The following is a 20,298-nucleotide window of genomic DNA, read 5'->3' on the forward strand; positions in this document are numbered from 1 at the left end:
AAGAGTGCCGAGCGCAGCGGTCTTGGGTGTTTTTGGGGGAAATTCTTCGATGGCAACCACACGTAGCGCACGGAAGCCCTTGAAGACGTTGTGATGTTCCCAGCTTATTGCAATCGGTTGCATTAGTGCAAACCCCGAATGACTCAGCGGCGCCACAGCCCCCCGCATCGAAGCCAAAAGACCGCCGACACGGGGGTGAAGTGGGGGTGGAGCGCGTGCCACCCCGGCCAAGAAGTCAGCGGAGCAAGCGGCGCTCAGCACGCCTCCACAAACCCCGGGCCCTTGAACACCCGGATCGCATTGCCGCGTTCCACCCCGTGGTGCTGGATCCAGCGCTGCTGACGCGCGGCTCGATCTGCGGCACTGGCCCTGTCGGCCAGCTTGTGGCTCAACAAGGCGCGGGCCAAGCGTTTGTTGGCATGCTGGCTGCGCTCGGTTTGGACCTTGACGCTCAGACCCGTCGGCAGATGGGTCAGGCGCACCGCCGAATCGGTTTTGTTGACATGCTGACCGCCAGGGCCACTCGCGCGCAAGGTTTCAAAGCACAAGTCTTGTTCACGCAGCGCCTGATCCTGGCCATCGGTGGCTTCGTCCTCAAAGGCCTCAGCGCCAATGAACCAGTTCTTCCGCTTGTGCGCTGGCCGGTAAGGGCTCACGTTGATCCATTGAAGACTGCCGCTCCACTGCGCTGCCAGCGTGCGCGCCTGCGCGCCTTCCAGCGCCACGAGCACCGAGCGAAGGTTGCCCTCCATTGCGCTGGCTACTTGCTCTAGCAGCTCGGTGCGAACGCCTTGTTGATGCGCCTCTTCAAGCAAGCGAGCCAGTGCTTTGCGAACGCCCAAGCAGCATTCCTCTGGGCCTGTGTTGGCCGTCAGTTGCAGCATGATCATTCGCAGCACTCCCCGCGGGTCTTGTAGGTCAGCACGGGCTTAAGCCGTGCGAGCAGCTCAATCAGGCCCGCCCCCACCAAGGCCTGCACCACGCTGTCGATGCCTTTGTAGGCCTGCGGTGCTTCCTCATAGATGAGTTGGCGGTCGTTGCAGATCACGCGGCTGCCCAGCGCCGTCCGGCCCATTTGGCTGGGGGTCGTCAGCTTGAACAAGCGGTCTTTGCAGGCCGAGCGAATCCACTTGCGACCTGCCCCATGCGCCAACGACAACAGGGTGTCGTGGCACAGGCGACGTGGCCTGACCAAGTAGCTGTAGTCCCCGCGGGAGCCAGGGATCATCACTGGCCCTTGGTCGGAAGGCGTCGCACCTTTGCGATGCAACCAACCCTGCTGTCCGCCCACACTCGCAGCGGCCACAAAGTTGTGGTGCACATCGAGCACGCACTCGCCTTGTGCACGCACATTGTTCAGCAGCCGCTGTGCGACCAAGCCACGGTTGCAGCGCGCAAACAGTAGGGCGGCATCATGCTCTCGGAGATAGGCCACGGCCGCGTCTTCCCCGGCCTTCAGGCCCCGATGACCGAAGGCCTCGACATGCCGGCGCAGGATGCGCTCGCCCAAACCGCGCGAGCCACTGTGCACCAGCAAGAGCAGATGGCGCGGGCTCAGACCGAGATCGGACACCGCCTGTTCAACATAGACCGTGTCCACCTGCTGAAACTCAGCAAAGTGATTGCCGCCGCCGATGGTTCCCAGTGATGCCAGGTGCTCGCCAGGCGCCAGACCCTGCGCCTGCGCGGCTTGATCGCGCAGTTCAAGATCCTCCAGCGGGCCATCAATATTGCCAACGCGTTTGTCCAACTTGTCGAGGCGCACGGCGCTGGCCAACAGGTCGGTTTGCCACAGCGCCATGCCGCAGCCAATATCGTTCCCCACCAGCGTGGGGTAGATGATGTCCTTTGAGAAAAAGGCCGCACCCACAGGGTTGCCGCGACCAGGATGAAGATCCGGCATGCCCGCCACGCGTTGCATGCCCTCTAATTGCGCGGTGGTCAGCAGCTGTGCAATCGCTGCATCTTCCATCCACGTCGAGTCCGTCGCGACCACGCAGGCGCGGTCCGACAAGACCTTGACAAAATTGCCCATAAAAATCCAGATTCAAAGTGATGAAACCGGACTGGGACAGACGCGCGCAAGCCACCGCACCGCGCAAAGCGGTGCTCAGTGGGGCGCGAAAAGAAGTGCGGTGAGGCTGCTCAGTGCAACAACTCAGCCACCGTCGACCCAGCCCACAGGGAGGTCGTGTTCTTTTGCATATTGTTCTCCTTGTGAAGTCGATGGATGGGGGTGCGCCGCCCTTGCGGGGGCCGTGCAAGCCGTGGCGCGCGAAGAGGGCCGCACTGTAGGGGCAAGTGGGTGTTCAGGTCCAGCCTGGCCTGTGCGGTGCGACGTGTTTATGCGACAGCACCATGAAAAAGGGCTGACCAAAGTCAGCCCTTGCGAGGTGTCAGGCGCCAGGCGTCAATCGTCTTGGAACGCCTCTTCCCGCTTGGAGCGGATCGAGGGCAGCAGCACCACCACGATCATGGCCAGGGACGCCAGCAGCAAGCCTGCGGACAGTGGCCGGGTGGCAAAGGTACTCCAGTCACCACGCGAGAGCAGCAGAGCGCGGCGCAGGTTTTCTTCCATCATGGGGCCCAAGATGAAGCCCAGCAGCAATGGCGCAGGCTCGCAGCTCAGCTTGTAGAAGACATAGCCCACAAAGCCGAACAGCACCGCCATGTAGATGTCGAAGTTGTTGTTGTTCAGCGTGTACAGGCCGATGCAGCAGAAGGTGAGGATGGCCGGGTAGAGCACGCGGTAAGGCACGGTCAGCAGCTTGATCCAGATGCCGATCAAGGGCAGGTTCAAGATCACCAGCAGCAGGTTGCCGATCCACATCGAGGCGATCAGGCCCCAGAACAGCTCGGGGTTGGCCGTCATCACTTGAGGACCGGGCTGGATGCCCTTGATGGTCATCGCGCCCACCATCAGCGCCATCACCGGGTTGGGCGGAATGCCCAAGGTCAGCATGGGGATGAAGCTGGTTTGTGCGCCGGCATTGTTGGCCGACTCGGGGCCCGCCACGCCGCGGATATTGCCCTGGCCGAAAGGCACCTCGTTGGCACCCATGCGCATCTTCTTCTCGACCGTGTAGGCCGCGAAGGACGCCAGCAAGGCACCGCCGCCGGGCAGCACGCCCAGGATGGAGCCCAGGGCCGTGCCCCGCAGCACGGCCGGGAAGCCCTCTTTGAAGTCTTGGGCCGTGGGCCACAAGCCCTTCACGTCTTTGGTGAAGACCTCGCGGTGTTCGGCGGGACGGCCGAGGTTGGCAATGATTTCGCCAAAGCCGAACACGCCCATGGCGATGGTCACAAAGCCGATGCCGTCGGTCAGCTCAGGGATGTCAAAGCTGTAGCGTGGCACACCCGAAATAACGTCGGTGTTGATCTGCCCCAGCAGCAGGCCCAGCACAATCATGCCGATGGCCTTGACCAAGGAGCCTGAGGCCAGCACCACGGCGCCGATCAAGCCCAGGGTCATCAGGCTGAAGTATTCGGCCGGGCCGAACTTGAAGGCCAGCTCGGTCAGCGGCGGCGCGAAGGCCGCGATGATCAAAGTGCCCACGCAGCCAGCGAAGAAGGAGCCCAAACCGGCCGCCGCGAGCGCAGCACCAGCGCGGCCGCGACGGGCCATGGCATAGCCGTCGATGGCGGTGACCACCGAGCTGGATTCACCGGGGACGTTGATCAAAATGGCGGTGGTCGATCCACCATACTGAGCGCCGTAGTAAATGCCGGCCAGCATGATCAGCGCAGGCGTCGCGTCCAGGGCATAGATGGACGGCAGCAGCATGGCGATGGTGGCCACCGGCCCCAAGCCCGGCAGCACACCGATCAGGGTGCCCAGAATGGCACCGCCCAAAGCGTAGAGAAGGTTGGTGACGGTGAAGGCCGTCTGCAGGCCCAGGCCCAGATTGGATAAGAGATCCATGGTCAGCTACTCCTTAGGCACCGAACATGGTGGGCCACAACGGAATGGTGAGCTTCAAGCCCGCCACAAACACGGCATACGACAAAGCGATCAGCACGGCAGCATTGATGAGCGACGCCTTCCAAGTGAACTCGTCACTGGCCACGCTGGAGGCAATGACCAGCAGAGGCAGGCAGATCACCATGCCCAAACGCGGCAGCAAGAAACCGAACAAGGCCACCGAGGCCAAGATGATCAACAGGGGCCGCCACGCAAAGGCACCGACCGGGTCGCCATCGGCGGTCTCAATGGTCAGCGCCGTGAAGATCACCAGCGCGCCCAGGACCGCCAAGATCAGCCCCAGGCCGAAGGGGAAGTAGCCGGGGCCTGGGTTGGCCGAGCTGCCAAAGCTGTAGTTGGTGGCACCCCAGGCGAACGACAGTCCGATGGCAATGAACATCAGGCCGGACCAGAAGTTCCTTTGACTTTTAATTTTCAACGCAGTCTCCTCACGGTTGCAGTGACTGCGTGAATTCTATGAACGGCTCACCCTGCCGGCGCTGTGGAATACACGTAAGGCGATGCAGGGGCGGACTGCCGGGTAATCCCTATCAGCAGCCCCCAATAATCGACATGCAAAGCGCGGCTGCGAGCGCCGCCTGCGCGCGACCTCAGGCCTTGCCCGCTTCCCAGCGCGGTGTGCCACGCAGCACTTCATCCAGCGTGGTCACGCCTTCAGCCACCTTGGCCAGGCCGGCAATGCGCAGCGGCATCAGCCCTTCAGACACCGCATGCTTGCGCAGCGCGGCCATGTCGAGTTCGGGATGCAGTGCATCGCGGCAAGCATCGTCGATCTGCATCAGCTCATAGAGCGCCGCACGGCCACGGTAGCCAGTGTTGCGGCAGGCCTCACAGCCCACCGCCTTGTAGGCGCGCACCGCACCGCCCAAGGCCCAGGGCTTGGCCAGAGCATTCAAGGACTCTCGGGTCACCGTCGGGTCCGGCTTCTTGCACGAGGGGCACAGTGAGCGGGCCAAGCGTTGAGCCAACACGCCAATCACCGTGGCGGAAATCAGGTAAGGCGGCACGCCCAGGTCGATCAGGCGGGTGATGGCCGAAGGCGAGTCATTGGTGTGCAGGGTGCTGAACACCAGGTGGCCGGTCAGCGCGGCTTGGATGGCCATCTCCGCGGTTTCAAGGTCGCGGATTTCGCCGACCATGATGATGTCCGGATCCTGCCGCATCAGGGCGCGCAGGCCCTCGGCAAAACCCAGCTCAACGGCCGGCTGCACCTGGGTTTGGTTGAAGGCCGGCTCGATCATTTCGATCGGGTCTTCCACCGTGCAGACGTTGACCTCTTCGGTGGCCAGCTTCTTGAGCGTGGAGTAGAGCGTGGTGGTCTTGCCCGAGCCCGTGGGGCCGGTGACCAAGATGATGCCGTGGGGCCGGGTGATCAGCTCACCCCAGCGTTTGGCTTCATCGGGGGAAAAGCCCAGGGCGTCGAAGTTTTTGTCAGCCGCACCGGGGTCGAAGATCCGCATCACCAGCTTTTCGCCAAAGGCGGTGGGCAAGGAGGACAGCCGCATTTCGACCTCAGCCCCCCCATTGGGGCCGCCATCAGGGCGGCGTGTTTTGATGCGGCCGTCTTGCGGCCTGCGGCGCTCGATCACGTCCATGCGGCCCAGCAGCTTGATTCGCGCCGTCATGGCCAGCATCACGGCCTGTGGCACCTGGTGCACGGTGTGCAAGACACCATCAATGCGAAAGCGCACCGCGCCCATGTCGCGGCGAGGCTCCAGGTGGATATCGCTGGCGCGCTGGTCAAAGGCGTACTGCCACAGCCAATCCACCAGTTGCACCACACCCTGGTCGTTGGCGTCCAGGTTGTCGCGGCTTTTCAGGTCCACCAGTTGTTCAAAGCTGGCGGCCGCCGAGGCGCTCTCGTTGCTCTTGCGTGCCACGCGGACATTGGTGGCCAACTGGTAGAACTCTGCGGTGTAACGCGCAATGTCATCGGGCGCCACCACCACCAGCTTCACCGGCCGCTTGGCATGAGCCTCAATCTCGTGCACCCAGTCGGTGTCAAACGGCTCGCACGTACCGATGGTGACGTGCTTGGGCGTGAGCTGCAGAGGCAACGAGCGGCGGCTCTCGGCATAAGCCTGGGACATGACCTCGGTGACCCGGCTCGCGTCCACCCGCAGCGGGTCGATCTTCATCAGCGGCAGGTTGAAGCGGTCTGCCAACCAGGCGGTGAGGCTGGTGGTGCTCAAGGCCTGGCCGTTGCGCGCGTCGCTCAAGCCGGCGCCGCCCAGGCGCATCAGCGGATGCAGGCTGGAGCCGGTTTGGGCATAGCGCTTGGCCAAGCGCTCGGCCTCGGGGCCAGGCAGCACGCCGTCTTCCTTCATCCAGGCCAGGAGCTGACGCAGCTCCAAACGGCCTTTGGGCAGAGAGCGGGTCGGGGCAGTCTTGGTGTTCATGGCGCCAGGGTCAACAAAGAAGGTCAGGCCAGCACCGCAGGGTCCAGCGGGCGCACCATGCGCAGCCACTTGCGGGCAGGCAACTCGTAACGGGCTTCAATATGCTCAGCCCGAGCGGTCAAGGTGGCCCGGTCAGGCACCTGCACACCGCGCGCCGCCACGATGACGGTATTGCCCTCTTTGGTGGGCCGCAGGCTCCAGACTTGGTCGAGGCCAAACACCCGCGCAATGCGCCCCGCACTGCGGGCAAAGCTGGCGTCGCGGCCGAAGAGGTTGACGGTCATCAGGCCGCCTTCGTCCAGCGCGTCTCGGCAAGCCGCATAAAAGTCTTCGTCGTCCAACACCGGGCCTGCGGCCTCGTGGTCGTAGAGGTCCACATTCAAGACCTGGGCTTCATGTCGGTTGGCGGGGTCGCGCACCCAGCGCGCAGCATCGGTGTTGACGACGCTGAGCTTGGCGTCGTCATCGCCCAGGCGAAACCACAGCTTGCAGGCGCTGATGACGGTGGGATTGATCTCCACCACCGTGGTGCGCATGCGCAGCACCTTGTGGCTGAAGCGGGTGATGGCCGCCGCCCCCAAGCCCAGCTGCACACTGTGGCCGGTGGTCAGCTCCTCGGTGGGGCGCCAGAGCATCCAGGCCATCATGCGTTGGATGTATTCCAGCTCCAGCGCGTTGGGCTTGGCAATGCGCATCGCGCCTTGGATCCAGATGGAGTCCAGGTGCAGGTAGCGCACACCATTGTGTTCAGAGAGGGTGGCACCCACCAGGTCTTGGGCGGAGGACTTCATCGCGTCTGGGCAAAGCGTATGGGCAAAGGCGCACGATACCGCAGTGCGACGCTCAGGGCAGACCTTAACCCGCGTTAGACAGCAACTTGGACGCGGCTTGTTCTTGCTTTTCAGAGGTTTGCATCAGCTTCATCTGCTGTTCAAACTGACGCGCGGCGGTGATCATGGCGACCATGGTCTCCACAGGGCTGACATTCGATCCCTCCAACACCCCGTCTTGAATACGGGCGGTGGCATCGGCGTCCAAATCGCCATCGGGCCCACGGAAGAGGCCATCGTTACCCCGGGTCAATGGCTGCTCGGGCGTCACCAGCTTGAGCCGTCCAATGGTCTGAGGCCTGGCCCCCGCCACGGTCGCACTGACCGTGCCATCCGAGGCAATCTGCACTTCGGCATTCGGCGGCACGGTGATGGGCCCGCCATCGCCCACCACTTGCAGGCCGCTGCGCGTCACCAGCAGACCTTCGGCGTTCATGTCCAGGCCCCCAGCGCGGGTATAGGCCTCGGTGCCGTCCAGGGCTTGCACGGCCAGCCAGGCATTGCCCTTCATGGCCACATCGAGGTTGCGGCCTGTGTGCTGCACCGCACCGGGCTCGGGGTTGTAGCCCACCGTCGTCTCCAGGGCAAAGACACGGGTGGACGCGCCATCGCCCCGCACCGGCACCGCCCGAAAGGCCGCCATCTCTTCGCGAAAGCCGTTGGTCGACACATTGGCCAGGTTGTGCGAGAGCACCTCTTGGCGGTGCATCGCGGCCTTGGCGCCGGTCATCGACAGATAGATCATGCGGTCCATGGCAGGCTCCGGCGGGTGAACAACAACTCAGTCACGATCAGCGCAGATTGACCAAGGTTTGCATGACCTGGTCCATGGTCTTGATGGTCTGCGCATTGGCTTGGTAGTTGCGCTGGGCGGTGATCATATTGACCAACTCACCCGTCAAGTCCGTTCTGGAATCTTCCAGTGCGCCGGCTTGCAGCACGCCCATATTGCCCACACCGGGTGTGCCCACAATCGGGTCACCCGACGTGAAAGTGCGCTGCCAGCCATTGCCACCAATCGGCTGCAGGCCTTGCAAATTGCGGAAGGTGGCCAACTCCACCTGCCCCGCCGGCTTGGACTGGCCATTCGAGTAACGCGCCATCACGACGCCGGAAGACTCCACCACGATGCTGGCCAATTTGCCCGGCGCATAGCCGTTTTGAGCCAGGTTGGTGACGCCAAACTCGGCACCAAACTGGGTGCTGCCGCGGAAGCTCAGGTCCACTGCGGGGATGGCCAGGGTTTCAGCGCCAGCGGCATTGGTGGAGGACGGAATGTCCAGGGTGATGTTGACCGGTGTGGGATTGGCGCCGCCGGGCTCAAAAGCCAAGGTGGTCAATGGCTGGGGGTCCGCCGCACTGCCGCCCAAGGTGGTGCCGTTGGCCGTGATGTAGACGTTCCATTGGTCGGTCGCCGCCTTTTGGAAGTAATAGGTCAAGGCCACCGGCTGGCCTTTGGTGTCATAGACCGTCAGGGAGGTGGCTTTGTTGTAGGTGGTGGCGTCGGAGAAGTCCACCCGCGGTATCACGGCCGGACCCGGGTCGGTCACGCCCAAGCGGGAGTCCAGGTTGAACTCCATGTCAATTTCATCGGTACGCGCGGGCGCAATGCCGGCGGTCGGCAACTGCAGCGGCACAGCCAACCCCGGCTGGATCACGCCTTCCAGGTCGGCGGTATAGCCCACCAGCTTCAGGCCCCCGTTGTTGGTGATGAAGCCATCTTTGTCAACCTTGAACTGCCCATTGCGCGAGTAGGTCATGGGGTTAAAGCCATCGGTCAGCTGGAAGAAGCCCCCGCCATTGATGGCCATGTCCATGGGGTTGTCGGTCGACGTGATGTTGCCTTGCAAGAACTGCTGGGACACCGCCGCCACTGTCACGCCAATACCCACGCTTTGCCCGCCGTTGCCGCTCAAGGCATTGGCATACATGTCGGCAAACTCGGCGCGCGAGGCCTTGAAGCCGAAGGTGTTGGCATTGGCAATGTTGTTGCCAATGACTTCGAGGTTCTTGGACATGGCATTGAGTCCAGACAAACCTTGTTGAAAGCTCATGGGGTGCTCCTGACTGAAAGCGTTACTGCGGGGAAAGCGAAGAGAGGGCGGGGATCAGAGATAGGTCCAAACAGCGTCATGGGCCAGGCGCTCGCCATTGGCCAACTCAAACGCCACCGTGCCTGCAAAGTTGCTGACAGCGGTGACCCGTTGATGCTCCAGCGCCAAGGACTCCACCGGCTTGCCATTGGCGGTGGCGGTGACCTTGAAGTTCAGGGCCGTGCCCGTCCACGCGGAAGGCACCTCCCAGTTGATGTCGTGGCGGCCCGCATCCAGCGCGCTCATCTCGATGCGGTCGACGGTTGTGCCGCCTGGCGTGGTGATGTCAATCACAACCTTGTCGGCCTTGCTCTTCAGCTCAAAGCCGGCGTCGGCCTTGGTGCCCTGCACGCGCAGGGAGTTGCCTTCAAAGGCCACGTCATGCCCCACCAAAGCTGCTGCCTGCAGGGCCTGAAGCTGGCCGAACTGAGTGGACAGGCCGCCCAAGCTGGTGTTGAGGTTCTCTAGGCCACTGACGGTGCTGATCTGCGCCATCTGGCTGGTGACTTGGGCGTTGTCCAAGGGGTTGAGCGGGTCTTGGTTCTGCATTTGCGTGACCAAGAGCTTCAAGAAGCGGTCAGACTGCTCCGTCGCACTGGGGCTGCCGCCCGCGAGGGCGTTGGTCTGAGTGCTGCTGGTGCCTGTGGTGGAGGTGACGGAGGTCATGGGGAGCCCTGATGGAGAGGTGAAGCGGAGTGGCTAGGCGGCGCTGACGCGTCAGCCTTGGCCCATTTGCAAGGTCTTGAGCAACAGGCTCTTGGCCGTGTTCATGACTTCAATGTTGTTCTGGTAGGAGCGCGAGGCGGAGATCATGTTGACCATCTCCTCCACGGCGTTGACGTTGCTGAAGGTCACATAACCCTCCGCATCTGCGGCTGGGTGCGAAGGGTCGCGCACCTTGCGGCCCGGCGTGGCGTCTTCGGTGACGTTGGACACCCGCACGCCCGCCGACGCGGTGACAGGGCTCTCGGCCTGACCTTTGGCGGCTGCGCCCGAGGCGTTCATCAGCACGGTTTGGAACACGACTTGCCGCGCCTTGTAGGCTTGGCCGTCCGGACCGGCCACGGTGTCCACATTGGCCAAGTTGGAGGCCACCACATTGAGCCGCTGGCTTTGCGCACTGACGGCGCTGCCAGAGATATCAAAGACCTTGAACATGCTCATGATCGACTCCTGTCATCAGCCCTGGCTCGGGCTCTTCATGGCATCGAGCATGGTGCGCACGCTGCCGTTGATGAAGCGCAAGGTGGCTTCGTACTTCACCGAGTTCTCGGCAAAGGTGGCGCGCTCGCGGTCCATGTCCACCGAGTTGTTGTCGAGGTTGGTTTGGCTGCCTGCGGCATAGCGCAGGCCCGACTCGCTGCGCGCCCCAATCTGCAATTGCATGTGGCCGCGGCTGGTGGCTGCCAACTGGCTGGGCGGCGGCAGGCCTTGAGTGGCTTCACGCAAGGCTTGCGCAAAGTCCATGTCGCGGGCCACATAGCCGGGCGTGTCCGCATTGGCGATATTGCTGGAGATCAGGCGCTGGCGCTCCGCGCGCAATGACAGGGCCGTGGCCTGGAAGTCCAGCGCTTGGGTCAGTCGATTGAGCATGGAGGGCTCCTGCAAAAGGGCTCAAGAAAGAGATGCAAAGGGCCGACATTCGAAACAAGAGTCCCGGCCTTGCGCCGATTGTGAGAAGCCATGGCGCACGCTGTAGATCCGAAAAGCGCCCGACTCGCCATGCATTTCCCGGCTCAGCCATTCGGCGCAGCCTGTCACCATGGGGGCCTCTGAATAGCCTCTAAGCTGCCCCTATGCCGACACCCTTTGCCCTGCCCTGGACCACGCTTTGCCGAGGCCTTGCCTGCGGCATGGTGGCGGCTGGCGCGGTGGCGGTGCAAGCGCAGGCAGTGGTGCCCGCTCCAACCAGCCCCGCCCCCGCCAAGCCGGGCGATGCGCTGGTGACGCTGATGGCCCCCCAACTGGAAAAGTTGGCGCGCGAGGGCGCGGCACAAGTCTTGAGCCAGCCGGCCCGCATTGAAGTGCAAGTCGGGCAGTTGGACCCGCGCTTGAAGCTCGCGCCTTGCGACAAGATCGAGCCCTACCTGCCCGCTCATCAAGCGGCCTGGGGGCGCACGCGCATCGGCCTGCGCTGTGTTCAGGGCACTCGTCTTTGGAACGTCAGCTTGCCCATGACGGTGCAAGTCTGGATGAAAGCCGTGGTCACCACCGCAGCCCTGCCCATGGGCACCACCTTAGAGGCCAGACACCTGACCTTGGCGGAGGTGGACATCGCGGCCGAGCCCGGCGTGGCGTTGTTGAAACCCAGCCAGGCATTGGGCCGTAGCTTGGCAAGGGCCCTTCCGGCAGGGGATACTCTGCGTCAATCTGACTTCAAAGCCCGCCAGTGGTTTGCGGCGGGCGAGAACGTCAAGGTCATTGCCAGCGGCCCAGGCTGGCGCGTCGTCACAGAAGGCCAAGCGCTTTCAGCGGGCATTGAAGGGATGCCCGTGAAGGTCAAAGTCGAGAGTGGCCGTTTGTTGCAAGGCCGGGCTGTCGCCGACCGCGAGGTCGAGGTGATGTTGTGATTCTTCTGCGAAACTTTGGGGCACCCCCCATAAATGAATCTAAAGTTCCGCCCGGAGGCTCCGAAAGCCAAGACATGTCGATCGGGCCGACGCTTTCCAAGGCCCGTTGGAGCAAACCATGAAAATCGGATCTGTTGAAAACAAGGCCTCTCTCACCCCTGTGCAAACCGAGCGCAAGCCCGGTAGCGACAAAGGTGTGAGCCGAGCGGAGGGAGAGCCGAGCGCCAAGGTGGCCATCTCCTCAGCGGCCAGCCTCTTGAGCCAAGCGGCTGACGACCCCAGCTTTGACGCCGCCAAGGTCGAGCGCATTGCCCAAGCCATCAAGGACGGCAAGTTCGAGATCAACGCGGACAAGATTGCCGACAAGTTGATTGCCAACGCCCGCGAGTTGTTGGAGCGGCCGCGCAACTGAACCCCTGGGGGCTCACACCCCTGATGTGATGTCCCTGCCCGCCACCCGCCCGAGCCACTGCCATGCCTCAGCCTTCTGTGGACCCTTCCGTGCAGCACGATGCCGACCAGCTTGAAGCCAGTTTGGGCCATGTCGAGGCGCATCTGGGTGCTTTGGGCGATGCGCTCAAGCTGCAAGACGCCGTGGCCACCGAGGCCGCAGCCAGCAATCTGCACCGCGCTCTGGGCCATGCCATGGAGTGCTTTGCGCGGGCCGCACGCCGCGGCGCCGTCCCCCCTGCCCTGCGTCGCCGCTTGGCCGTGACCGGCGGTCAAGTCGCTGCCCAACGCGAGGCCGTGGCGCGTGCCACGTCGGCGCTGGACCGCGCCATCGACATCCTCATCCCCGACATGGCCGCAGCCCGCCAAGGGCCGATGTACAGCGCTCAAGGCCTGTCAATGCGGGCCAATTCCGGCGGTTTGGCCCAGGCCTGAGCCGTCTTCTCCCCTGCCGCAACGCCCACTTCGGTGGGCGTTTTTGCGTCTGGCTCAAGCCAATTCGATCAAATGGCGCAAATCCCACTCTTGACGCGGGTTGGCGGTGGCGCTGCGCTCGGCGTGTTCATGACGCTTCAAGGCCAGAAACAGCGCCCAGAGCGGGTCACCCAACAGCTCGCGCAGCGCTTGGCTGCGCGTCAAGGCGTCTAAGGCCTCGGGCAAGCTGCGCGGCAGCGCCAGGGACTCGGCCGCGCCACTCTGTGGAGGCTGGGCCTGCGTCAGACCCCGCAGCCCCAAGCTCAGCGTGGCAGCCAAGGTCAGATAGGGGTTGGCATCGCCGCCGGGCAGGCGGTTTTCAACACGGCGGCTGCTGGCGCCCGAGGCAGGAATGCGGAATGCCAAAGAGCGCGCATCGTGGCCCCAACTGGCGTGAGACGGCGAGGCGTCGCTGAGGCGAATGCGGTCAAAAGACATGTCGTAAGGCGCAAACAAGGCCATGGCCGCAGCCGCCTCGCACTGCAAGCCCCCGATGAAGTGCAGCAAGGCTGCGCTGTCCTCGCCCTCGGGCGTGGCGAACACATGCGGCCAGCCCCTGCGGTCACGCCGCTGCAGGCTCACATGCCAGTGCGTGCCCACGCCCGGCTGGTCCAAAAAGGGCTTGGCAGCAAAGCAGGCCAGAAAGCCGTGGCGCGCCGCGACCTCACGCGCCAAGCGCTTGAAGCGGAACACCGCATCGGCCTGCGACAGCGGCTCACCGGGGTGGAAGTTGACCTCGAACTGCGACAGCGCCGACTCGTGCGCATGGCCGCTCCAAGGAATCTCCAGCGCCTGGCACTGTGTGCGCAGCTCATCAAAGTAAGGCTCGAAATGGCTCAGGCGCTCCAGTGAATAGGCTTCACAGGCTCGCTCTTGCACTGGCGCGTGCGGCGAGGGGAGCGCCGCCTCAAGACCCGGCGCTTGTGCACTGCGGCTCAATAAGAACAGCTCCAACTCCGGGGCCACCAAGGCTGCCATCCCCGCGCGCTCATAGCCCGCAATCACCCGCCGCAGCGCGGCGCGCGGCGACAGCGCACTGGCATCAAACTCGCCCCCGGCATGGCGCAGCCGGCCCGTGGGCTCGCAGATGACGGTGCACTCCTGCGCTCGGCCCGGCCGCTTGGCCAACGTGGTGAGGTCGGGCACCAGATGCACATCGTCGTAGGTTTTGGGCAGCAAGGGGCCAAACACCTCGGCGGACTCACCGGCCGACACGGTCAGCCCCCAGACCACCGAGGGCAGGCGACAGCCCGCTGCCGACACAAAGTCATCCGCATGGACCTGCTTGCCGCGGGCCACTGAGCCGAGGTCTGAGGTGGCGCATTCCACCCAGGTGCTGCCGGCATGGGCCAGGGCGTGGATCAGGTCTTGGCGGGAAGGGGGGGCAAGAGGCAACAACATGAGTCTGGTGGGGAAATGGGCCATAGCCGCACCACAGCGGCGAAGTTCTTGGCACTATAGGCGCCTTCGCTCGTGACTCTCCTCGCACACCATCACCATGACCACTCTTGTCTCCAAACGCCAGCTCCTCATAGTGTGTGCAGCTCTGGCCGCCCTGCCCGGCTGCGGCGGCACCGCGCCCTCCAGCCCTGCGCCCGAGCCGCCAGCCGCCGGCTTGCGCGTGACCTCGCTGAACACCTCCTTGACCCAACCGTGGTCCTTGGCGCACCTGCCCGGTGGCGGGATGCTGGTGACGGAGAAGGCCGGCACTTTGCGCCGTCTCAGTGCCGATGGGCGCCAAGCGCTGGCCAATATCAGTGGCGTGCCCATGGTTCATGCCCAAGGTCAAGGAGGCCTGCTGGATGTGCTGCTGGCCCCCGACTTTGCCAGCTCAGGATGGCTGTACCTGAGCTACTCCGAACCCGGCGCAGGCAGCGAAGCCGGCTTGAGCGGCACGGCGATCTTCAGGGCTCGGCTGCAGGGCGACGCGCTGGTGGAGGGCCAGGTGATCTATCGCCAGAGCCCCAAGGTCTCGGGCAACGGCCACTACGGCTCGCGCATGCTGTTTGGCCCGGACGGGCAGCTGTGGGTCTCCTTGGGGGAGCGGCAAAAGGAAGCACCCGCCCAGGACTTGACGGGCACGCTGGGCAAGATCATCCGCCTGCGGCCTGACGGCCAGCCTGCCAGTGACAACCCCGCGTGGCCCAGTGGCAGCCGCCCTGAGATTTGGAGCCTGGGCCACCGCAATCCGCAGGGCTTGGCCTTCCACCCCAGCACCGGTGAGCTGTGGGCCACCGAACACGGCCCGCAAGGCGGTGATGAGCTGAACCGAATTCGCAAGGGGGCCAACTATGGCTGGCCCACGCGCAGCTATGGCTGCCCTTATGGCTCGCCCGTCGGCGAGGCCTGCCGCATCGGCGGCGGCAAGCATGCGCCCGAGTTCGTCGAGCCCATCTCCACCTGGGTGCCCACCTCCATTGCCCCCAGCGGCCTGCTGTTCTACAGCGGCGAGCGCTTTGCCGAGTGGAAGGGCCAGGCCTTTGTGCCGGGCTTGGCCGGCAGCAGCGTCTGGCGCATCGTGTTGCAGGGCGACACCGAAGTCAGCCGCGACGAGCCCTTTGGCCGCCTGGGCGAACGCATTCGCCACATCAGCCAGGGGCCAGATGGCTGGATCTACTTGTTGAGCGACAGCGGCAAGTTGCTGCGGGTGGAGCGCTAAGCGGCAGAAATCCTGGCTCCAAAGCAAAGCGCCTCCGAAGAGGCGCTTTGCAGGCTGGGCACTTAACGCTCAGCGTCAGGCCTTACGGCTGCGCTGCTCCACACGCCGCATCAAGTCGGGCATTTGGCGCTGCATGGCCTCATAGCCGGCTTGGATCATTTCCTTGCGGACATTGAAGTCGCTGCTGGCGTATTGGCCGGTGTCGGGGCGCACGATCACATCGGCACCCGCGCCTTCTTGGTCAGCCAGCGCACGGCCCATGATCTCGAAGGACTGCAGAATCACTTCGTACAGGCCCGAAAAATCGGAGCGGCGCGGCCGCGTGGCCACATCCACTGCCAGCACCAGGTCGCAGCCCATTTGGCGCGTCACCTTCACCGGCAGGGGCGAAACCAAACCGCCATCCACCAGCTCACGCCCACCCATCTCACGCGGCACAAACACACCCGGGATGCTGCAGGAGGCCCGCACCGCATCCGCCACCGGGCCTTGCCGCAGCACTTGCAGCTCGCCGGTTTTGAGGTCGGTGGTGACCGCGGCATAGCGGGTCTTGAAGCTTTCGATGCGCGCGCCCTTGAGGTAGTCGTTCACGACCCGCCACAGCGCATCGCCTGCCAACATGCCGCGCTTGCTGGCACTGGAGAAATCCGCCACATCCACTTCGCGGATGCGCAGGGCGACTTCTTCAATCTGCCAGGGCGTGAAGCCTGCGGCATAGAAAGCGCCGACCAAAGAGCCGGCACTGGTGCCGACCACGACCTCAGGCTTCAAGCCTGCTTGATCCAGTGCCTTGAGCACACCAATGTGGGCAAAGCCCCGCGCCGAGCCACCGCCCAGCGCCACGCCGATCCGCGGCTTGCTGCCATCTGCGTTGGCCGCACCAGCGGCTGCGGGCGCGGGCTTGCGGCTTTGGGCCACCGCTGCTTGTGCTGCGGCCAGCATGGCCCCACCCGCCACACTGCCTTGCAGTGCGTGGGCCAGCCATCGGCGGCGCTCCATAGGCTGGCCGCTGGACTGCTCGTCGCGGCTCATCGAGCGCCACCTTCAACCGGCTTGACCAGGCCCTTGTCGATCAGGTCCTTGAGCTTGCTCCAGGCTGCTTCGAAGGAGCCTGGATGCTCGCCCTCGGTCAGCTTCTCCACCTTTTCGTCCAGGATGATCAGCTCCACACGACGATTCAGGCGCTTGCCTTCCTCGGTGCTATTGGCCGCCGCCGGGCGGTTGAAGGAGTAACCCAGCGCGTCCATGCGCGCGGCCTCCACGCCACGAGCTGCCAGCGCATCGCTCACGGCCTTGGCGCGGGCCTTGGAAAGCGCATCATTCAGGGCTGCAGAGCCGTCCGCATCGGTGTGGCCTTCCACGGAGACACGCTTGTCGGTCTTGGTGGTCAGCAACTTGGCCACGCGGTCCAGGAAGGGACCGGCCTCAGCCGCGTTGAAGCTGGACTTGCCCACTTCGAACAAGACGGTGCTCGGCAGCACGATCTGCACACCGCGTTCAATCTGGGCGATCTGCAGCACCGGCCCCTTGTAAGGTGGCGGCGGGGGCGGTGGGGGGGGAGGCTCTGGCGTGGCACAGGCAGCCAAGAGCGCGGGGATGGCGACGCACAGCAGGCGGCGCTTCAGATCAGTCATGCTTGTCATTAGGTGTTCCTCCTCATCAGCCAAAACATCTGGCTGCAACGAGTGAAGCATATTGTCTCGCCGACAGCATGCCCATTGAAGAGCGGCGAAGCGGTGACTAAATTTGCACGCTGCACAAGTGGTGTGGTGAAAGCGATGTGGGATTGGGCACAGCGCCACACCAGAGAGGCACCTCTCTCTACAATGCTGCGGTGCACGATCTCAACGCAGACCTCCATTGCCATTCCACTTTTTCAGACGGCAGCTTGCCGCCTGAAGTGCTGGCGCAGCGCGCTGCAGAACGCGGCGTTGAATTGTGGGCACTCACTGACCATGATGAAGTCAGCGGTATTTCCGCAGCCCGGGCGGCCTGCCAAGCTCATGGTGTGAGCTTCATCACGGGGGTCGAGGTCTCGGTCACCTTCGCCGGTGAGACCGTGCATATTTTGGGTTTTGGTTTTGACGAGCACCACCCCGACCTGGTGGCGGGCCTGGCCCAAGTGCGCAGCGGCCGTCTGGCCCGCGCCCGCGCCATGGGCGACAGCCTGGCCCAAGTGGGCATCAAGGGGGCCTATGACGCGGCCTGCGCCCTGGCCCCCAACCCCGAGCTGGTGTCGCGCACCCACTTTGGCCGCTTCTTGGTAGAGCAAGGGCATTGCGCCGACATGGGCGAAGTCTTCAGGCGCTATCTCAAACCCGGCAAGCCCGGCTATGTGCCCCACCAATGGGCCGGCTTGGGCGAGGCGCTGCGCTGGCTGCATGGTGCGGGTGGCGTGACCGCCATTGCCCACCCGGCCCGCTACCCCTTCAACCCCACGGTCGAATACGCCCTGTTCTCGGAGTTCCAAGGCCACGGCGGCCAAGGCGTGGAGGTGGTGTGCGGCAGCCACACGGCAGCCGATGTAGAGCGCATCAGCGGCCTAGCTCTGGAGTTTGGCCTGCTGGCCACGCGGGGCAGTGATTTCCACTCCCCCACCGAAAGCCGGGTCGATCTCGGTGAGTTACCTCTCTTGCCGGGCCGCCTCACGCCCATCTGGACGCTTTGGCCCGCACTGGCCCAGGCCGCCGCGCGCGCACAATGACACCATGTCCCAGTACTTTGAACTCCACCCCGACAACCCGCAGGTGCGCCTGCTGAAGCAAGCCGCGCAAATCTTGCACAGCGGCGGCATTGCGGCCGTGCCCACCGACTCCAGCTACGCGCTGGTCTGCCACTTGGACGACAAAACCGCCGCCGAGCGCCTGCGCAAGATCCGCCAGGTGGACGACAAGCACCACCTGACCTTGCTGTGCCGCGATCTCTCAGAACTGGCCAACTACGCCAAGGTCGACAACCGCCAGTTCCGCCTGCTGAAGGCCGCGACGCCTGGCCCCTTCACTTTCATTCTGGAAGCCACCAAGGAAGTGCCGCGCCGGCTGTCTCACCCCTCACGCCGCACCATCGGCCTGCGGGTGCCTGAGCACAAGGTCTTGGAGGCGCTGCTGGCCGAGTTTGGCCAGCCGCTCCTGGCCACCACCTTGATTCCGCCCGGCGAAGACCTGCCCTTGAACGACGCCCAAGAGATCCGCGAACGCTTTGAAAAGCAGCTTCAGTTGGTGATCGATGCCGGGGCTTGCGCGATGGAGCCCACCACCGTCATTGACCTCAGCGGCGACGAGCCGGAGGTGGTGCGGCGCGGACAGGGAGATCCGGCGAAGCTGGGCTTGGAATGAGGGCTCGGCCCTTGGGTTTGAACTATGGTGGACCGCGCCTGAGGTAAACCCTCTCGATACCAAACTGCAGGTCCGCACTCACAAACTGATCCGCACTCAGTTTGACCAGGCGCCTGAGCTCACTCCGAATAGAAGCCTCAGTGGCGCCCGGCTTCTGGACTTGAGTCTTCATCTCCAACGCACCACCGATCACCGACCAAGTTCCTCGCTCAGGTACGTGTTCAACCGTCCCTAGCGAGGTCTGCGTCCAGCCAGTCCGCACGAAGCGGCCATCCTCAGACAGAACGAGCTGGCTGGTCTTGCGCTCGCCCATCACCGCCACGCTGTGCTCCCAATGGCCAACGAGCAGTTGGCGAGGGTCGGTGGCTTGGGGAGAGGCACATCCGGACAGCCCCGCTACAAGGGCCAAAACCATCCAGAAGAGGGCGTGGCGCACGGGTGATAGGTAGCTTAGGCCGCCGCCGTCACCACTACTTCAATCTTCCACTCGGGCCGCGCCAGGGCGGCTTGCACGGTGGCGCGCGGCGGGGTGTGGCCGGGCACGACCCACTGTTCCCACACGGCGTTCATGGCGGCGAAGTCAGCCAGGTCGACCAGGAAGATTTGCGCGCGCAGGATCTTGCTCTTGTCGCTGCCAGCGCGGGCCAGCAGGGCATCCACGGCAGCCAGCACTTGCTGGGTTTGGCCGGTGATGTCTTGCGAGCCGTCTTCGGCCACTTGGCCGGCCAGATAAACCACGCCGTTGTGGACGGCCATCTCCGACATGCGGGGGCCGACGTCGAAGCGTTGGATGGAGGCAGCAGTCATTCAGTGTTTTCCTTTGCGCTTGGCATGATGATGAGAATGGGAATGTGAAGAGGCCTGGGCCGCTGGGGCCGGTGCTGCGCCGGCCGCCTTTTGGCCGATGCGGCTTTCAGTGCCGGCCATCAGCTTGCGGATATTGGCCTCGTGGCGCCACACCAGCAGCAAGCTCATGATGGCGATGGGCAGCACCATCAAGGAAGGGCCCCAGATCAGCAGTTGATAAAACGGCGCGAACAGTGCCGCGACGATGGCCGCCAGCGACGAGTAACGGGTGAAGAAAGCCACGATCAGCCAGGTACCCAAAGTGGCTGCGCCCAGGATAGGGTTGATGGCCAGCAACACACCGGCCGCGGTGGCCACGCCTTTGCCGCCTTGGAAGCTGAAAAACACCGGCCAGAGGTGGCCCAAGAACGCGGCCAAACCGACAAAGGCCACGGTGCTCTCGCCCCAGCCAAAACGTGGCATCAGCCACAGCGCGGCCAGCACCGGCACATAGCCCTTGAGGGCATCGAACACCAGGGTCAGGATGGCGGCTTTGCGGTTGCCCGAGCGCAGCACATTGGTGGCGCCGGGGTTGCCCGAGCCATAGGAGCGCGGGTCATTCAAGCCCATGAGCCGCGAGACGATCACGGCAAAAGAGAGCGACCCGATGGCATAGCCCACCAGCACCGCGACCAAAGAATTCACAACATCCATGCTGAG

At 64.1% G+C, this 20,298-nt stretch carries 23 protein-coding genes; 7 read left to right on the top strand and 16 right to left on the bottom strand.

Translation table 11 applies throughout. From position 1 onward, the window contains the following. Positions 1–254 precede the first annotated feature (254 nt). The 11 genes from prfH to flgB all read right to left on the bottom strand — a co-directional run bounded on the left by prfH (position 255) and on the right by flgB (position 10,897). Complete coding sequence (prfH, locus tag KAK11_RS12735) at positions 255–890, bottom strand: peptide chain release factor H (RefSeq protein WP_210809507.1); 636 nt, start codon at positions 888–890, stop codon at positions 255–257. Then, complete coding sequence (locus KAK11_RS12740) at positions 887–2,035, bottom strand: RNA ligase RtcB family protein (RefSeq protein WP_210809508.1); 1,149 nt, start codon at positions 2,033–2,035, stop codon at positions 887–889. Before KAK11_RS12740 ends, prfH begins: the two co-directional genes overlap by 4 nt. A gap of 375 nt (positions 2,036–2,410) precedes the next feature. After that, a complete protein-coding gene (locus tag KAK11_RS12745) occupies positions 2,411–3,922 on the bottom strand; it encodes a tripartite tricarboxylate transporter permease (protein WP_210809509.1) in 1,512 nt (503 codons plus the stop codon). Between the two features lie 13 nt (positions 3,923–3,935). Continuing rightward, positions 3,936–4,400: a tripartite tricarboxylate transporter TctB family protein gene (locus KAK11_RS12750; protein ID WP_210809510.1), complete on the bottom strand. Its 465-nt coding sequence runs from the start codon at positions 4,398–4,400 to the stop codon at positions 3,936–3,938. Positions 4,401–4,572: 172 nt separating this feature from the next. After that, complete coding sequence (locus KAK11_RS12755; RefSeq protein ID WP_210809511.1) at positions 4,573–6,381, bottom strand: GspE/PulE family protein; 1,809 nt, start codon at positions 6,379–6,381, stop codon at positions 4,573–4,575. Positions 6,382–6,404: 23 nt separating this feature from the next. Beyond that, the gene (locus tag KAK11_RS12760; RefSeq protein WP_210809512.1) at positions 6,405–7,172 is read right to left on the bottom strand and encodes a spermine/spermidine synthase domain-containing protein; all 768 of its coding nucleotides are present in this window, start codon (positions 7,170–7,172) and stop codon (positions 6,405–6,407) included. 64 nt (positions 7,173–7,236) lie between these two features. Next, positions 7,237–7,965, bottom strand: coding sequence for a flagellar basal-body rod protein FlgF (gene flgF / locus KAK11_RS12765; protein ID WP_210809513.1), 729 nt, complete (start codon positions 7,963–7,965; stop codon positions 7,237–7,239). A 37-nt stretch (positions 7,966–8,002) separates the two neighbouring features. Next, positions 8,003–9,265: a flagellar hook protein FlgE gene (gene flgE / locus KAK11_RS12770; protein ID WP_210809514.1), complete on the bottom strand. Its 1,263-nt coding sequence runs from the start codon at positions 9,263–9,265 to the stop codon at positions 8,003–8,005. A gap of 54 nt (positions 9,266–9,319) precedes the next feature. Continuing rightward, positions 9,320–9,970 carry a flagellar hook assembly protein FlgD gene (locus KAK11_RS12775; RefSeq protein WP_210809515.1) on the bottom strand — a complete coding sequence of 217 codons (651 nt, stop codon included), beginning with the start codon at positions 9,968–9,970 and terminating at the stop codon, positions 9,320–9,322. 51 nt (positions 9,971–10,021) lie between these two features. Continuing rightward, positions 10,022–10,468 carry a flagellar basal body rod protein FlgC gene (gene flgC / locus KAK11_RS12780; protein ID WP_210809516.1) on the bottom strand — a complete coding sequence of 149 codons (447 nt, stop codon included), beginning with the start codon at positions 10,466–10,468 and terminating at the stop codon, positions 10,022–10,024. A gap of 15 nt (positions 10,469–10,483) precedes the next feature. Then, complete coding sequence (flgB, locus tag KAK11_RS12785) at positions 10,484–10,897, bottom strand: flagellar basal body rod protein FlgB (protein WP_210809517.1); 414 nt, start codon at positions 10,895–10,897, stop codon at positions 10,484–10,486. A 203-nt stretch (positions 10,898–11,100) separates the two neighbouring features. On the opposite strand from flgB, the gene flgA reads away from it, so the two are divergent. The 3 genes from flgA to KAK11_RS12800 all read left to right on the top strand — a co-directional run bounded on the left by flgA (position 11,101) and on the right by KAK11_RS12800 (position 12,759). Beyond that, the gene (flgA, locus tag KAK11_RS12790; RefSeq protein WP_246498854.1) at positions 11,101–11,874 is read left to right on the top strand and encodes a flagellar basal body P-ring formation chaperone FlgA; all 774 of its coding nucleotides are present in this window, start codon (positions 11,101–11,103) and stop codon (positions 11,872–11,874) included. A gap of 118 nt (positions 11,875–11,992) precedes the next feature. Further along, complete coding sequence (gene flgM, locus KAK11_RS12795) at positions 11,993–12,286, top strand: flagellar biosynthesis anti-sigma factor FlgM (RefSeq protein ID WP_210809518.1); 294 nt, start codon at positions 11,993–11,995, stop codon at positions 12,284–12,286. A gap of 62 nt (positions 12,287–12,348) precedes the next feature. Further along, complete coding sequence (locus KAK11_RS12800; protein ID WP_210809519.1) at positions 12,349–12,759, top strand: hypothetical protein; 411 nt, start codon at positions 12,349–12,351, stop codon at positions 12,757–12,759. Positions 12,760–12,813: 54 nt separating this feature from the next. Here the strand turns inward: KAK11_RS12800 and KAK11_RS12805 are convergent, their stop codons facing one another. Next, a complete protein-coding gene (locus KAK11_RS12805) occupies positions 12,814–14,199 on the bottom strand; it encodes a glutamine synthetase family protein (protein WP_210809520.1) in 1,386 nt (461 codons plus the stop codon). 97 nt (positions 14,200–14,296) lie between these two features. On the opposite strand from KAK11_RS12805, the gene KAK11_RS12810 reads away from it, so the two are divergent. Beyond that, positions 14,297–15,457 (top strand): PQQ-dependent sugar dehydrogenase, encoded by a 1,161-nt coding sequence (locus tag KAK11_RS12810; RefSeq protein ID WP_210809521.1) that lies wholly within the window; start codon positions 14,297–14,299, stop codon positions 15,455–15,457. A gap of 75 nt (positions 15,458–15,532) precedes the next feature. On the opposite strand, the gene KAK11_RS12815 is transcribed toward KAK11_RS12810, so the two are convergent. Both KAK11_RS12815 and KAK11_RS12820 read right to left on the bottom strand, forming a co-directional pair. Next, the gene (locus tag KAK11_RS12815; RefSeq protein WP_210809522.1) at positions 15,533–16,489 is read right to left on the bottom strand and encodes a patatin-like phospholipase family protein; all 957 of its coding nucleotides are present in this window, start codon (positions 16,487–16,489) and stop codon (positions 15,533–15,535) included. Continuing rightward, the gene (locus KAK11_RS12820) at positions 16,486–17,091 is read right to left on the bottom strand and encodes an OmpA family protein (protein ID WP_210809523.1); all 606 of its coding nucleotides are present in this window, start codon (positions 17,089–17,091) and stop codon (positions 16,486–16,488) included. The genes KAK11_RS12815 and KAK11_RS12820 overlap by 4 nt, the downstream gene beginning before the upstream one ends. A 12-nt stretch (positions 17,092–17,103) precedes the next feature. Between KAK11_RS12820 and KAK11_RS22210 the strand changes: the two genes are divergently transcribed. Genes KAK11_RS22210 through KAK11_RS12830 form a run of 3 tightly spaced genes read left to right on the top strand, consistent with a single transcriptional unit; the run spans position 17,104 to position 18,792 of the window. Continuing rightward, complete coding sequence (locus tag KAK11_RS22210; RefSeq protein ID WP_310737804.1) at positions 17,104–17,469, top strand: hypothetical protein; 366 nt, start codon at positions 17,104–17,106, stop codon at positions 17,467–17,469. Continuing rightward, positions 17,358–18,161: a PHP domain-containing protein gene (locus tag KAK11_RS12825; RefSeq protein ID WP_310737803.1), complete on the top strand. Its 804-nt coding sequence runs from the start codon at positions 17,358–17,360 to the stop codon at positions 18,159–18,161. The genes KAK11_RS22210 and KAK11_RS12825 overlap by 112 nt, the downstream gene beginning before the upstream one ends. A gap of 4 nt (positions 18,162–18,165) precedes the next feature. Then, a complete protein-coding gene (locus KAK11_RS12830) occupies positions 18,166–18,792 on the top strand; it encodes an L-threonylcarbamoyladenylate synthase (RefSeq protein ID WP_210809525.1) in 627 nt (208 codons plus the stop codon). A 450-nt stretch (positions 18,793–19,242) separates the two neighbouring features. Here KAK11_RS12830 and KAK11_RS12835 read toward each other — a convergent pair whose 3' ends face one another. Continuing rightward, positions 19,243–19,599, bottom strand: a complete 357-nt coding sequence (locus KAK11_RS12835) for a RidA family protein (RefSeq protein WP_210809526.1) — start codon at positions 19,597–19,599, stop codon at positions 19,243–19,245. After that, the gene (gene plsY / locus KAK11_RS12840; protein WP_210809637.1) at positions 19,600–20,283 is read right to left on the bottom strand and encodes a glycerol-3-phosphate 1-O-acyltransferase PlsY; all 684 of its coding nucleotides are present in this window, start codon (positions 20,281–20,283) and stop codon (positions 19,600–19,602) included. Positions 20,284–20,298: the final 15 nt, after the last annotated feature.

This window comes from Ideonella paludis (assembly GCF_018069865.1).
Lineage (GTDB): Bacteria > Pseudomonadota > Gammaproteobacteria > Burkholderiales > Burkholderiaceae_C > Ideonella > Ideonella paludis.

Excerpts from the sequence above, each read along its gene's own strand:
- flgB (WP_210809517.1), bottom strand. The coding sequence starts at position 10,897 with ATGCTCAATCGACTGACCCAAGCGCTGGACTTCCAGGCCACGGCCCTG.
- KAK11_RS12820 (WP_210809523.1), bottom strand. The coding sequence starts at position 17,091 with ATGACTGATCTGAAGCGCCGCCTGCTGTGCGTCGCCATCCCCGCGCTC.
- flgA (WP_246498854.1), top strand. The coding sequence starts at position 11,101 with ATGCCGACACCCTTTGCCCTGCCCTGGACCACGCTTTGCCGAGGCCTT.
- flgF (WP_210809513.1), bottom strand. The coding sequence starts at position 7,965 with ATGGACCGCATGATCTATCTGTCGATGACCGGCGCCAAGGCCGCGATG.
- flgE (WP_210809514.1), bottom strand. The coding sequence starts at position 9,265 with ATGAGCTTTCAACAAGGTTTGTCTGGACTCAATGCCATGTCCAAGAAC.
- flgM (WP_210809518.1), top strand. The coding sequence starts at position 11,993 with ATGAAAATCGGATCTGTTGAAAACAAGGCCTCTCTCACCCCTGTGCAA.
- KAK11_RS12745 (WP_210809509.1), bottom strand. The coding sequence starts at position 3,922 with ATGGATCTCTTATCCAATCTGGGCCTGGGCCTGCAGACGGCCTTCACC.
- KAK11_RS12815 (WP_210809522.1), bottom strand. The coding sequence starts at position 16,489 with ATGAGCCGCGACGAGCAGTCCAGCGGCCAGCCTATGGAGCGCCGCCGA.
- flgC (WP_210809516.1), bottom strand. The coding sequence starts at position 10,468 with ATGAGCATGTTCAAGGTCTTTGATATCTCTGGCAGCGCCGTCAGTGCG.
- KAK11_RS12810 (WP_210809521.1), top strand. The coding sequence starts at position 14,297 with ATGACCACTCTTGTCTCCAAACGCCAGCTCCTCATAGTGTGTGCAGCT.
- KAK11_RS12775 (WP_210809515.1), bottom strand. The coding sequence starts at position 9,970 with ATGACCTCCGTCACCTCCACCACAGGCACCAGCAGCACTCAGACCAAC.
- KAK11_RS12800 (WP_210809519.1), top strand. The coding sequence starts at position 12,349 with ATGCCTCAGCCTTCTGTGGACCCTTCCGTGCAGCACGATGCCGACCAG.
- KAK11_RS12760 (WP_210809512.1), bottom strand. The coding sequence starts at position 7,172 with ATGAAGTCCTCCGCCCAAGACCTGGTGGGTGCCACCCTCTCTGAACAC.
- KAK11_RS12755 (WP_210809511.1), bottom strand. The coding sequence starts at position 6,381 with ATGAACACCAAGACTGCCCCGACCCGCTCTCTGCCCAAAGGCCGTTTG.
- KAK11_RS12740 (WP_210809508.1), bottom strand. The coding sequence starts at position 2,035 with ATGGGCAATTTTGTCAAGGTCTTGTCGGACCGCGCCTGCGTGGTCGCG.
- prfH (WP_210809507.1), bottom strand. The coding sequence starts at position 890 with ATGATCATGCTGCAACTGACGGCCAACACAGGCCCAGAGGAATGCTGC.
- KAK11_RS12835 (WP_210809526.1), bottom strand. The coding sequence starts at position 19,599 with ATGACTGCTGCCTCCATCCAACGCTTCGACGTCGGCCCCCGCATGTCG.
- KAK11_RS12805 (WP_210809520.1), bottom strand. The coding sequence starts at position 14,199 with ATGTTGTTGCCTCTTGCCCCCCCTTCCCGCCAAGACCTGATCCACGCC.
- KAK11_RS12830 (WP_210809525.1), top strand. The coding sequence starts at position 18,166 with ATGTCCCAGTACTTTGAACTCCACCCCGACAACCCGCAGGTGCGCCTG.